Origin of the sequence: Acinetobacter sp. WC-743, from assembly GCF_000335555.1 — a bacterium.
GTDB lineage: Bacteria > Pseudomonadota > Gammaproteobacteria > Pseudomonadales > Moraxellaceae > Acinetobacter > Acinetobacter bereziniae.
In genome coordinates, this window is the sequence record NZ_AMFQ01000096.1 from 67,059 (window position 1) to 80,450 (window position 13,392).

Genomic DNA, 13,392 nt, shown 5'->3' on the forward strand with positions numbered 1-13,392 from the left:
GAGTAAGATATTTTTTAACCAATATTAAAATTCAAATGATTTTATAGATGATTTAATTATCTATTTATAGGTTTAATTCATTAGATTAGATACATAGTAATTTCAACTCATCAATTAATATTAAACTAATGCTGATCTGCCTTGGTTATTCTGACTAAACTCGGGTCAGCTGCTTCACGCACCAAGCGCTCGACATGAGTGGTGGCAGTTTTTATCACCTTCCCCTCTTTAAATAAAATCATTTCACCTGGTTTATAAGCTGTCCACACTTCATTTTGAGTCAACGGTTCTGTTGTTATTACAGCTACACGATCTTCTTTGGTGGTAAATTGACTAAAATCGATATCGACATCAATATCAATTAAACGCGCATATTTAAAAGGATACTCTCTAACAATCCAATGCAGTTTGGTCGTCGCATAACTGAATAATGCTTGTCCATTGGAAAGACAGAAATTAAAAGTCCCGTATTCTGCAATTTTAGGAGAAATTTCTTCAAGTAAAGCAAAAATATCATTTAGACTTGGCTCAAAATAACCAAATCTTAAAACCAGCTGTTCGAGTAAATAGCAAAATGCCAATTCACTGTCTGTACTGCCTACAGGCGTAAAGCGCCCCGACAAATGCGGATGAAAATTAAGTAAGTCGCCATTATGTGCAAAAATCCATTGTCTCCCCCACAATTCACGAATGAAAGGATGCGAGTTTTCTAAAGTGATTTTACCTTGTGTCGCCTTACGAATATGTGCAATCACATTGCGTGATTTAATCGGATAATTACGTACCAACTCAGCAATTGGCGATACGACTGCAGATTGATTATCCACAAATAAGCGACAAGCTTTATCTTCAAAAAAAGCAATACCAAACCCATCAGAATGATCAGAGGTTATTCCTGCACGTTGAGAAAACCCACGAAACGAAAATGTAATATCGGTGGGTGCAGCACAGTTCATTCCAAGCAATTGGCACATAGCGTATTCATACAGCGTTTTATTTATAAGAATATTGTGCATGACTCCGCTTCCGCTTGCAAATCTCAATAACTGAAAATAACAGCATACAAGCGGATATTAGACCAAAGGAGTGAAATTGGGGATTGAAAGAAAAAAGGATATCTTTAGGTTTTCATACTTCATCGGCAAGTATAAAAACTTAGGCAGTACCCTTTGATCATTTAAACTTAGCGATTAACCATTTTATTGAGTACGAATTTTTTTGCGACTTCATTGACATCGAGAAATACAAAATAATCCAAGCAATTGAATGCTTCATCATGATATGCCTGCTTTGATAAGCGAGCATTCATTTTCAAATACACATCAAATAGTTTTGGAATTCTTTCATCTTGTGGAAAACTGTATTCTGGATGGCTGGGTTCAAAAGCGGGTTTAGCCTTAACATCAATTGATTGCTTAGCCGTCATTTTTTTAAGATGTTGGTGAGTATAGTAAGCACGTGCTTTATTGTCTTCCAAACGAATGCTGACACAGCCCATCAGATGTTTGGCTTTCATTTTCCAAAGTACTGTAGGAACTAGATTTAACCAAAGCATCGACAGCGCGCGTCCATTACGATAGCGAGGATGGACACAGGTACGCCCAATTTCAACAATATTTGATAGGTCTGAGAACTGTGAAACATCAAATTCTTGCGCGCTATAACTACGCGCAAGCTCATGACCTTGGATCAATTTTAAACGGGTATAAGCAACAATTTCATTGCTCCACTTATCTCTTAGTACGGCATGTTCACAATCAAGATCGTAAAGATCTTGATCTAAACCATTTTCAAAGTGGATACCAAACTGATCTGCAAATTGCACTGCGCGGAATTTTTGTACTTCTTTAAGCTGTTTAAGGTCTTCAACCCATTCAAATTTATATTGTGACTGTGCTTTTTTAGGTTTAGGCAAAGGTAAATTGAAGTTCTGGAAGTTCTGACGATACTGATTTAATTTTGCGAACATATTTTTAGACTCCTTGAGCTTTTACTTACACTAGGCAATCCACATGACACTTATATGACGAAAAAATGACCATTTCAAAACACACTACAAACGGTCATAGGGGATAAATCCCTCCCCCAATAAAAAACCAGTGTAAAAACACTGGTTTTGATCAGACAAAATAGATTTATGCGTGATTGGACTTTGAGCGGTTGGTAATCAAAGTACCCACACCATGATCAGTAAAGATTTCTAATAATGTTGCATGAGGTACACGACCATCAACAATATGTGCACTGACCACCCCACCTTTTACGGCATCTAAAGCACAGCCTACTTTTGGAATCATGCCACCATAGATCACCCCTGTTTCGATTAGGCGATCAACTTCTTGTGTACTGAGCCCAGTGAGTAGATTTTTATTTTCATCTAAAACACCGCTAATATTGGTCAACAAGATCAGTTTTTCAGCACCTAAAGCTTCTGCAACTTTACCCGCCACTAAATCTGCATTGATATTATAAGTTTGACCATCTTCATCCACACCAAGCGGTGCGATCACTGGGATAAAATCACTTTGTGTAAACATTTCCAAGACATCGGTCTTTACACCAGTCACTTCTCCCACAAGACCTAAGTCAATCTGAGTCACTGTACCATCATCTTGAGTTTTTTCCATCAACAGCTTTTTGGCACGTAATAAATTACCGTCTTTACCTGTTAAACCAATTGCGCGACCACCATGCTTATTGATCAAGTTGACGATTGATTTGTTCACGCTGCCACCTAAAACCATTTCAACCACTTCCATGGTTGCTGGATCAGTTACACGCATTCCATCAATACGATCAGACTCACGTCCTAACTGTTTTAATAATGAATCCACTTGCGGACCACCACCATGTACAACAATTGGATTTAATCCGACGGTCTTCAGCAAGACAATATCGCGCGCAAATGAACTTTCCAATGCAGGATCAGTCATTGCGTTACCACCATACTTCACAACTAGCGTTTTACCTGAAAAGCGTTGAATATACGGCAAAGCTTCTGTCAAAATTTGTGCTTTGTCGATGCCAGTGTGCTGGTGTGGCATTCGTCTCTCCTTAATGAGCTATAGCGGCTTGATCGATGAGTATGGATCGTGCAAAAAATCAATGTGCCTGTAAAATATCTTGGGCGATCATAGGATAGCGATCATGGAGCATAGACGCAAATGTCTGACGAATCTCATCTAAACGATTTTGACAATCGGCATCAAAACGAACGGTAAAATACTCCCCCGTATTGGATGCGCGAATAATGCCGAACCCATGTTCAAAATCAAGTCGAACCCCATCAATTTTACTTAATTCAGCACCATACTGATGACTGAGATGCTCAATTTCATTCAGCACAATTTTTGGATCTGTATGGTGGGTACTGATATAAGTATCTTCAGTATAAAAACGATCAGGATAAGAAGCTAAAATTTCTGACAATGTGGCTTGAGGAAAATGACATAAGTATTCCATCACACGCAAAGCAGCATATAAGCCATCGTCATAGCCAAGCCCACGCCCGTCGTTAAATACATAATGACCCGCATACTCGCCACCAAACACAGCATGTCCTTTCGACTGCGACATATACTTACGTAAAAAACTACTACCTGTACGAATCATTTTCGCTTGTCCACCTAAGTGCTCAACGACCTGACGCACCATAGAGGAACATTTCACATCAAAAACAATTTCATGTTGTGGATGATCTTTTAAACACATTTGTGCAAATAGAGCCAACAGTCGATCAGCCGAAATGATATGCGCATTTTCATCGAGTAAAACAACCCGATCTCCATCACCATCTAAAGCAATCCCTATATCCGCTTGATGATTGAGTACATTCTGACGTAATAATTCTAAATGTGTCGTTTGTGATGGATCTGGTGCATGATCTGGAAAATTACCATCCGCATTACAACGCAAAGCAATTACTTCGCAACCAAGCTTCTTCAATACAAGATTGGCACAAAACCCAGCCGATCCATTTAAACCATCAATCACCACTTTTAAAGGTCTGGTCAATTGAATATCGTTAAGTAGTGTAGATTGATAAGATAAACAGAACTCAGATTTAATGTGATGCGATGTTGTTTTAAACCCTGATACTGGCATACGCTCCACAGACTGGGTATTTTGCAGATATTGTGCGGCTTGAACCCCAATATGTTGGATCATTTCTGGAGATGGTGGCTCAGACTGAATAATCCATTTAATGCCGTTATCCGTTTTAGGGTTGTGGCTGGCGGTCACCATAATGCCATTTCCCTGCGTATTACGTGCGGCAAAATACAATTGTGGTGTGGAACAACACCCTATTTCAGTCACATCGATGTCTTTATGTTGAAATACTTGTTTGATAATTTGAGCAAAAACGGGGCTGCTCAAACGTGCATCATAGCCCAAAGCCACTTGTGATTGACCCTTTTCAATGAGTTGATTTGCCAAGGCATCAGCAATGCCCTGAATTAACTCAGGTTTCATCATTTCAACTTTTCCACGAATATCATATGCACGGAAAATTTGAAAAGGAAAATCATTCATTTTCATCATAAGCAAAAACTTCTATTTGCCAACCCTCTATTACTCAACTTTCATTTTGATCATGATGAGTAAACAATTCATTTATTTAAGAATTTATTCTAGGGCTCAATGCAATTTATCAACAAATTCTTCATAATATATTCAGTTTTCTACTTGGCTTTATACATACTTTTTGTTACATATCAAAAAAATACTTTAAAAAGCCTGATAACTCAGGCTTTTTAAACAAGTCTTAAACGATTAGTTTTTGCCTGTATGACCAAAGCCACCAGCACCGCGTTCTGTCGCCTCAAACTCATCCACAATATCAAATTGCGCTTGAATTACAGGTACCAACACATATTGTGCCAAGCGCTCACCAGGTTCTAAAGTGAACGTTGTTTGACCACGATTCCACACAGAAACCATCAATTCACCTTGATAGTCTGAATCTATCAATCCAACTAAATTACCCAACACGATACCATGCTTATGACCTAAGCCCGAACGCGGTAAAATTAAGCCTGCAAATTGAGGATCTTCGATATAAATCGCCATCCCTGTTTTTACTAAAACGGTTTGACCTGGTTCAATTTGAATCGCCTCATCAACACATGCGCGCAAATCCAAACCTGCAGAACCTGTAGTTGCATATGTAGGCATTGGCCATGCTTGACCTAAACGTCGATCAAGAACCTTTACTTGAACTTTCATATTGAAATCCTTGCTTAAATAAAAAAATTAAATGCACTTTGCGCTCTTGCTAAATTGCCTGTGTATCAACAGTCAGGCTACAGAACAAGCAAAGTGCATATTTCAAAATTAGCGTTTTAATAACGCTTTTAGATTCTGTAAATACTGTTGAGCCTGTTGTTTTGGATCAACATTTTCAGCAAGTTTTTTCTTACGCCCCAACCAATCCAGCTCATCCTGTGGCAGTTCATCTAAAAAGCGACTCGGCGTCATTTGCTTCATTTGCCCACCGTTTTTACGCTGCTCAGCCAAAGTTAAAGTTAAGCCTTGTTGTGCACGGGTAATGCCCACATACATGAGACGGCGTTCTTCTTCAATGGTTTCCGCGGCAATCGAGTTCTTATGTGGTAAAAGTTCTTCTTCCAAGCCCATAATATAAACAAATGGAAATTCCAAACCTTTGGATGCATGCAGTGTCAAAAGATTAACTTTGTCAGTGTCTTCATCTTCCTGTTGCTGCTCTAACATATCCAGTAAGACCATTTTACGAATTACACTTTCAATGTTCTTTTCATCCACATCTTCTGCACGATTGATTAAACTCTGGATGCTGGTATAAAGCATTTCGACATTATCCAGTTTGGTTTTTTCTTGTGCCGGCGTCGCCGCAGTTTCACGAAGATAATCAATATAGCCAGCTTCATTCATCATCTGACGAATTTTAGGAACAGGTTCATCGTCATCCAACAATTCACGAGTAAAATCATTGATAAAGCCTGCAAACTCAGCCAACTGTGTGGTTGCCTTTTTCGGCATCACCATTGTCAAACGCTGATCACTGGCTGCTGCCAATAAAGATAAATGGTTTTCCTGCGCAAATAGCCCCAATTTTTCCAATGTCACTGGACCAATGGCACGTTTAGGCGTATTGATGATGCGTAGGAATGCACTATCGTCTTCAGGGTTAATAATGACACGCAAATAGCTCATGACATCCTTGATTTCAGCGCGTCCAAAGAATGATTGTCCACCCGATAACTTATAAGGAATCTGCATTTGTCGAAGTTGAGTTTCCAGTACGCGAGCTTGGAAGTTACCACGATAAAGCACCGCATAATCCTTCCAATTCTTACCATTCATTAATTTATGCGTAAGCAAGTCTTTAACGACACGTTCTGACTCATCATCATCATTTCGGCAAGTAATCACTCGAATCACTTCACCATGCCCTTTATCACTCCACAATTTTTTATCAAAAATATGCGGATTGTTTTCGATTACATGGTTGGCTGCTTTTAAGATACGACTGGTTGATCGGTAGTTTTGCTCAAGCTTGATGACTTTTAAATTGCGGAAATCCTCTTTAAGTAACGCCATATTCTCAGGCTTGGCACCACGCCATGCATAAATGGACTGGTCATCGTCGCCTACAGCAGTGAATTGCCCCATGACCCCGACCAATAATTTTACCAAAATATATTGGGCTGTATTGGTATCCTGATATTCGTCTACCAACAAATAACGCACACGGTTCTGCCAACGATCACGCACTTCGGCATTCTCTTGTAACAGCCGTGTTGGCATCACAATAAGATCATCAAAATCTACTGCATTATAAGCACGCAGGTTTCGCTCATATAGCTGATACAAATGGGCAAATTGGACATCTTCGGGTGTTTCACAGGTGGTATGTGCTTGCTCAGGCACAATCAGATCATTTTTCCAATCAGAGATCTTCTTCATGGCTTTGGCAATCAAATCTTTACTTTCAGCACCTGACAAATTATCACGATGCATTAAGTCCATCAGGATTCGTTTACAGTCATCCGAGTCAAGAATTGAAAAATTATTTTTAAGTGGTGTATTTTTAAGCTCTATACGTAATAGATTTAAACCAAAGGTATGGAAAGTTGAGACTGAGAGCCCTTTACCTTCTTCTTTACCCAATAATTTACCAACACGCTCTTTCATTTCACGCGCTGCTTTGTTGGTAAAGGTCATTGCTGTAATTCGGTGTGCAGGAATACCACATTGCTGTACAAGATAAGCAATTTTTCTTGTAATTACTGAAGTTTTACCTGAACCCGCCCCTGCAAGTACTAACAAGGGTCCTTGAGTATATTTCATGGCTTCAAGTTGCTTGTCATTTAGTTGACTTGCTTTCGACATTGTTCATCCTCATCAAACTTCGAGCTCGATTATAGTCATCTAAAGTAGACTTGCAAAATGCTTAATTTGAATTTTTCCGACATAAAAAAACCACGTCTAGATGGTTTACTTTAAATAGCGTATTCGGTGATCTATTTTGCTTGTTGAGTTTCAATCACTACCTTTTTTATACAATCATTATGCCCATTTTAAATTGCAGTTGGTTGCTCAGCCATTTAAGACACTCCCTATTCTTTAAACAATCATCGTGGATTATTTTCCAAACAGTTTGCTTGAGTAAAATATAGGCTAGATACATCAGCACTTTTTTAGCATTAAATCATCATTTAATAGTCAATCATATGCTATATCAACCATAAAATAAAAAAAGGAATCATAAAATTATGATTCCTTTTCAAACACTTAAACCAAAAGAATAAGTATTTATCGTTTTTAGCTTGCAGCGTAAATGCTAATTTCTACACGACGGTTTTGTTCACGACCAGCAGCAGTTGAGTTATCTGCGATTGGGTTTTGTGAACCATAACCTTGAGTATCAATACGGCTTTGAACACCTTGACCTCTCAAATAATTTGCTACAGAAGCAGCACGGTTTTGTGACAATGGGATATTGATTGAATCATTACCAGTATTATCAGTATAACCAGTCACAAGAATTACACTCTTGTTGTCTTCTTTCAATGTTTGAACAACTTTGTTCAACGTACCGTAGAAGTTAGGTTTGATGTTTGCCTTGTTGGTATCAAAAGTAATGCTACCTGGCATAATCAATGCAACAGAGCCATCTGGATTACGGCTAACTTCTACACCAGTACCCTGCATTTGTTGACGTAATTTTTTCTCTTTATTGTCAAGGTAAAGACCAGCACCCGCACCTAAAAGTGCGCCAATTGCTGCTGCACGGTTGTTTTGTGCAGAACTGTTTGCGTTACCACGAGACAAACCATAACCTGCCGCCGCACCGATCAAACCACCTAAAGCAGATTTGTCGTATTCCATACCGCCGATGTTATTACCAGTCGTTTGACAGCCAGAAAGTACAAGAGCCCCAGCTGTAAGTGTTGTAATTAATAGTGCACGCATTGCATGCCTCCAAGTTGTGTTTTTTGTTAGACTAATTTTGGTATAAAAAACAAAGCGCCACTATAGACGTTTTGTTAAAATTCACATTTTTTTTAACATTTTGTAATATTTACAACAAAATTAACAAAACTGATCATCATAATTTATACATAGTCATTAAATGTACCTTTTTAAATTAAATCGTAACGACTATATTGTGTACTTTGAGCACACATTCACCATAAATCACTAGGACTGTTCTATGTCATCTCAGCAGCAGAAGCAACCTATTTTAAAAAAAATTACGAAAGGGCTAACCGTTGGTACAGTGATCACTGGGAGTACTTTTTTTCATGGTCCGCCAGTGCTTGCTTTAGGTCTGACTAAATTGTTTAAAAAGTCCAAGAAAGTGGATGAAACCAACATTAATATCACCAATAGCTGGCTAGCTGTAAATAACTGGTTGATTGACCATGTTTTACCAGAAACACAATGGGATATCAGTATTGATGACAATCTCGATCTGAATATGCAGGGACGTTATTTAATGACCTGTAACCATCAAAGCTGGGTAGATACCACAGTCAACCAATACTTCGGCTTAACTCGTATGCCTTTGACCCGTTTTTTCACCAAATGGGAACTTATATTTATTCCCTTTGTTGGGCAAGCCTTTAAAATTTTAGGCTTCCCAATGATGAAGCGACATAGTAAAGCGCAAATTGCAAAAAATCCAGAACTCAAATATCGCGATTTGGAGGAAGCACGAAAAGCCTGTGAACAGCTTCTCAGCCAGCCATTCACCCTATTAAACTATTTGGAAGGTACACGATTTACCCAACAAAAGCATGATCAACAACACTCTCCTTTCACCCATCTGCTTAAACCAAAAGCAGGAGGATTAGCGCTTGCTTTAAGTATCTTGGGTGATCAAATTGATGCTTTGGTAGACATGACCATTGTTTATCCAGATGGTGCACCTGGTTACGGTGAATTTTGGTTGGGTGAAGTGCCCCGAATCGCTGTAAATATGCGTAAAATTGAAATTCCAGATTGGGTACCGGGCGGGAACTATGAAGACGATGCGGAATATCGTCAACGTTTTCAAAATTGGGTGGATCAGTTATGGGCTGAAAAAGATCAGTTGATCAGCACCATGAAAGAAAAATATAAAAGCTAATCTCAGCTTTTTTGTAAATTCAATGTAAAGGATTGGCATGACAGAGCAAGTTAACGCCCCTCAACAAGAGGCACAACCTAAACAAGAGATGTCACGAGGATGGTGGATATCATTTGGTTATGACATCTTTATGATGTTTATCATTGTGTTTAACTTATTCTGTTTATGTGCCAATGCCTTTTTGATGAGCAATTTTGGCGATTGGTTGTTTAATGAAATTCAGCTTCCCCAAGTATTACAGTACTACAAAACGGATTTACATCCCTGGGTGATTAAAACAGAAAGTTGGTTTATTACTTTCTTGGTTGTTGAGTTGGGCATCCGTTGGTTGATTGCTATTGTCAACAAACATCATGCCCGTTGGTTCTTCTTCCCTTTTATTCACTGGTATGAAATTTTAGCCATTATCCCCTATCTACGTTTTTTACGTTTAATTCGGGCAGGCATCATTGCATATCATTTTCATGAATTAGGCTATAAGGTCATTCCTGACAGTATCATGAGACGTATCGTCTTTTATTATCGTGTACTGATGGAAGAACTTTCTGACCGTGTTGTCATCACTGTGATTGATGGGATCAAACATGAACTTGACACCAGTTCGAGTCATAAAAAGATCATTCATGACTTGGTGGATCACCACCGAGAACGTTTTGCACAGACTTTGGCTGAAATTTTACAGGAGTCTTTGGCTGTAGAATTAAAAGCACAAAGCACTCAAATTACCCACAATGTTGGGCAAATCGTTCGTCAAGCCATTGAAGATACCCCCCAACTCACTCAATTATTAAGATTGATTCCGATTGCAGGTAGTATGATTGAAAATCAAATTCAAAATATTGGACAACAACTGGGAGAAAACATTACTCAAGGCTTAGTGCAACCATTTACCCAAGGGAGTGTTCAAAATCCGAATGCAACTTATCAACTTATTTCTACCAAACTAAGTCAGATAAATATTGAAAATCAGCATCTTGAAGAATTAGTTGAATCTGTTGTCTATGAAAGTTTAGAATCATTGAGAAAGCAAGTGAAAGTAAAACAATGGCAAATTGAATTAGAAAAAAATGATCAGGTCAAAGATTGAGTGATTCAAAGAATAAGCAATTCATTGAAAATATTTGTATCTTTGCTAGAGAAATCATTGAATATGTTCTAGCATTTGCCCTAATTTACAATTTGACTTTAGATAGAAAAATTTAGGTCACAAGCCTTTTAAGGAACAATTATGGCTGATATACGGATTACAGGCAGAATGGTTAATTTTACCCGATTAACCTTCGATACTAATGATCATGATGCCATCCGCCAGCAATTAACTTCAATGATGAGTGAAACCTCTTATCAAGGGGCTTTGGTCATTATTGATACCACAGTTGAACAAGAGCTTATCGCCTTGATTCAATTGATTATCAGCTTAGATTTACAGCCAATGGCTGTGATTGATGGTTTGTTGGGTGATCAAGCCAGAGCAATTCAATTCCCTGTTTTGCCTGCCGATCGTCCTTTACAGCGGATTAAACCCACTAAAGAACAAGTGGTTGAAACACCTGTAAAACAGCCTGATCAACCAACAAAAACTACAACAGTGAATACGCCTAAAACATTAAGTCATGCAACCTCATATCATGATGAAATTTTAAGAACTGGACAATGTATTGTTCAAGACCACGGCGATGTCATTCTAAATGCTGGTATCAATAGTGGTTCAGAAGTCATTGCTTCAGGAAATATACATATCTATGGCAGTGTTCGTGGTAGAGTCATCGCTGGTGCAGGTGGGAATACCACTGCAAGAATTTTTTGTCATTCATTAGAAGCCGAATTGGTTTCTATAGCAGGAACATATTGTGTAGCAGATGACATTCCGCAAGATGTCATAAAAAAAGCTGTACAAATTTACTTGAATGATCAGCAAGAGCTAGTATTTGAAGCTTTGCAATTTTAAGGTATAAATTAAACACCATATAAAACTCGTTCAATCGAGTAAATGACCATAACAGGAGTGGATTCGGTGGCCAAAATTGTTGTCGTTACATCAGGCAAAGGTGGCGTAGGTAAAACTACGACGAGTGCATCTTTTGCAACAGGATTAGCCCTACGTGGTCATAAAACTGTTGTGATTGATTTCGATGTGGGGTTGCGTAATCTTGATTTGATTATGGGCTGTGAACGTCGTGTTGTTTATGATTTTGTTAATGTCATCAATAACGAAGCGCGCTTACAACAAGCCTTGATTCGTGATAAAGATATTGAAAATTTATATATTTTACCTGCATCACAAACACGTGATAAAGATGCCTTAAGCGATGATGGTGTCGCACGTGTAATTGATGAACTTTCTCAAGAGTTTGATTACATTATTTGTGACTCACCTGCTGGGATTGAACGTGGTGCGATTTTAGCCATGTATCATGCAGATGAAGCCATTATTGTGACCAACCCTGAGATTTCTTCTGTTCGAGATTCTGACCGTATTATTGGAATGCTCGACAGCAAAACGAAAAAAGTTGAAAACAACGAAGGACGTGTTCGTAAACATTTATGTATCACACGTTTTAACCCTGAACGTGCTGATAAACAAGAAATGTTGACCATTGACGATATTTCTAAAGATATCTTACGTGTGCCTACTCTTGGTGTTATTCCAGAGTGTCCAAGTGTGCTTCAGGCATCGAATGAAGGTAAACCTGTCATTCTTTACCAAGAAGCTTCTGCTGGACAAGCGTATGATGATTTAGTTGCTCGTTTCTTGGGTGAAGAACGTCCTTATCGTCACATTACAGTGAAACCTAAGGGTTGGTTAGCACGATTATTTGGAGCGTAGAAATGGCAGGATTTTGGAGTAAACTTTTTAGCAACGATGACAAACCATCTAGCGCCCAAACTGCTAAAGATCGCTTAAAAGTTATTGTTGCTTCTGAAAATGGTTTGGGCAAACGCCTGAGCCAAGACAAGATTGATCAAATGAAAAAAGAAATCATGCAAGTGGTCAATCGTTATGTACGTGGTGTGGATGAACAGCATATTCAAATGCAAGTTCGTTCAGAAGCCAACATTGAAATGTTGGAAATGAATATCAATTTACCTGAAGAACGATAATTTCATTATTGATTAGTCAATTGAATTGATTCAGGGCAAAATATGTCGCGGAGTTAGAAAAGCATTGCTTTTACTCTTGCTAGATATTTTGCCCTTTTATTTTAGATTTTATTCAGCTAAATATTGTATTTATCCGTATTAGCGTAAATATCAATAGCTTTTATATAATGCTGCAAACTAAGATAAACAATTAGATTTAGATTTTTTGAGGAGATGCTGTTATGGCACTTTCACAGCCAGCAACGTTCAATGAAGAATGGTCAGACGAGCGTGTATTTGCCTATTTAGATCAACTTCCTCCTGAAGGAATCAACACAGATTTCCATGTGTTGTATCATGCTTTTAAGCATATGCGTCCTTTTGATTATGAACGCTTATTGACTAAGTTTGTTGCTGATGGTCGTGACATCAATGCAACCAATCCTGAAGGTCAGCGTATTCATGACGTGATTGCTGAATACCCGCGTCAAAAAGAAGGTTTCTTAGAAGTATTGGCAAAGTTTGCTTAAACACTCAAAAGGAATAGTGACGAACTTTTAAAAAGTTTAGACTTATTTGATACAAACGCTCGATGAATATCATTGGGCGTTTTTTATTTTTTCTGAATAACAAAGCTAAAGCAACGAATACATGATTGTGTACTAATTTTTTGTATTAGATATAAATATTGACGA

General features: G+C 38.3%; 13 protein-coding genes. 6 read left to right on the forward strand and 7 right to left on the reverse strand.

Annotated elements, in window-relative coordinates; genetic code table 11:
- Positions 1–125 precede the first annotated feature (125 nt).
- The 7 genes from ACINWC743_RS13500 to ACINWC743_RS13530 all read right to left on the reverse strand — a co-directional run bounded on the left by ACINWC743_RS13500 (position 126) and on the right by ACINWC743_RS13530 (position 8,457).
- Complete coding sequence (locus ACINWC743_RS13500) at positions 126–974, reverse strand: class II glutamine amidotransferase (protein WP_009585828.1); 849 nt, start codon at positions 972–974, stop codon at positions 126–128.
- A 209-nt stretch (positions 975–1,183) separates the two neighbouring features.
- Positions 1,184–1,969 (reverse strand): GNAT family N-acetyltransferase, encoded by a 786-nt coding sequence (locus ACINWC743_RS13505; protein ID WP_005030847.1) that lies wholly within the window; start codon positions 1,967–1,969, stop codon positions 1,184–1,186.
- Between the two features lie 166 nt (positions 1,970–2,135).
- Entirely contained in the window at positions 2,136–3,044 is a 909-nt protein-coding gene (gene argB, locus ACINWC743_RS13510; RefSeq protein WP_004828038.1) for an acetylglutamate kinase, read from the reverse strand.
- 58 nt (positions 3,045–3,102) lie between these two features.
- Positions 3,103–4,542, reverse strand: a complete 1,440-nt coding sequence (locus tag ACINWC743_RS13515; RefSeq protein WP_009585847.1) for a phosphomannomutase/phosphoglucomutase — start codon at positions 4,540–4,542, stop codon at positions 3,103–3,105.
- Positions 4,543–4,773: 231 nt separating this feature from the next.
- Positions 4,774–5,226, reverse strand: coding sequence for a dUTP diphosphatase (dut, locus tag ACINWC743_RS13520; RefSeq protein WP_005030849.1), 453 nt, complete (start codon positions 5,224–5,226; stop codon positions 4,774–4,776).
- A gap of 108 nt (positions 5,227–5,334) precedes the next feature.
- Positions 5,335–7,374 (reverse strand): UvrD-helicase domain-containing protein, encoded by a 2,040-nt coding sequence (locus ACINWC743_RS13525; RefSeq protein ID WP_004828034.1) that lies wholly within the window; start codon positions 7,372–7,374, stop codon positions 5,335–5,337.
- A gap of 432 nt (positions 7,375–7,806) precedes the next feature.
- Positions 7,807–8,457, reverse strand: a complete 651-nt coding sequence (locus ACINWC743_RS13530; protein ID WP_004828032.1) for an OmpA family protein — start codon at positions 8,455–8,457, stop codon at positions 7,807–7,809.
- 241 nt (positions 8,458–8,698) lie between these two features.
- On the opposite strand from ACINWC743_RS13530, the gene ACINWC743_RS13535 reads away from it, so the two are divergent.
- The 6 genes from ACINWC743_RS13535 (at position 8,699) to ACINWC743_RS13560 (ending at position 13,227) form a co-directional block, all read left to right on the forward strand.
- Complete coding sequence (locus ACINWC743_RS13535; protein ID WP_009585838.1) at positions 8,699–9,616, forward strand: acyltransferase; 918 nt, start codon at positions 8,699–8,701, stop codon at positions 9,614–9,616.
- 37 nt (positions 9,617–9,653) lie between these two features.
- Positions 9,654–10,703, forward strand: coding sequence for a hypothetical protein (locus tag ACINWC743_RS13540; protein WP_009585813.1), 1,050 nt, complete (start codon positions 9,654–9,656; stop codon positions 10,701–10,703).
- A gap of 141 nt (positions 10,704–10,844) precedes the next feature.
- Entirely contained in the window at positions 10,845–11,564 is a 720-nt protein-coding gene (gene minC / locus ACINWC743_RS13545; RefSeq protein WP_004828026.1) for a septum site-determining protein MinC, read from the forward strand.
- A 66-nt stretch (positions 11,565–11,630) separates the two neighbouring features.
- On the forward strand, positions 11,631–12,443 hold the full coding sequence (minD, locus tag ACINWC743_RS13550) for a septum site-determining protein MinD (RefSeq protein ID WP_004722761.1): 813 nt from the start codon (positions 11,631–11,633) through the stop codon (positions 12,441–12,443).
- 2 nt (positions 12,444–12,445) lie between these two features.
- Positions 12,446–12,718: a cell division topological specificity factor MinE gene (minE, locus tag ACINWC743_RS13555; protein ID WP_004722763.1), complete on the forward strand. Its 273-nt coding sequence runs from the start codon at positions 12,446–12,448 to the stop codon at positions 12,716–12,718.
- 221 nt (positions 12,719–12,939) lie between these two features.
- Positions 12,940–13,227 carry a PA4642 family protein gene (locus ACINWC743_RS13560; RefSeq protein WP_004828024.1) on the forward strand — a complete coding sequence of 96 codons (288 nt, stop codon included), beginning with the start codon at positions 12,940–12,942 and terminating at the stop codon, positions 13,225–13,227.
- Positions 13,228–13,392 lie beyond the last annotated feature (165 nt).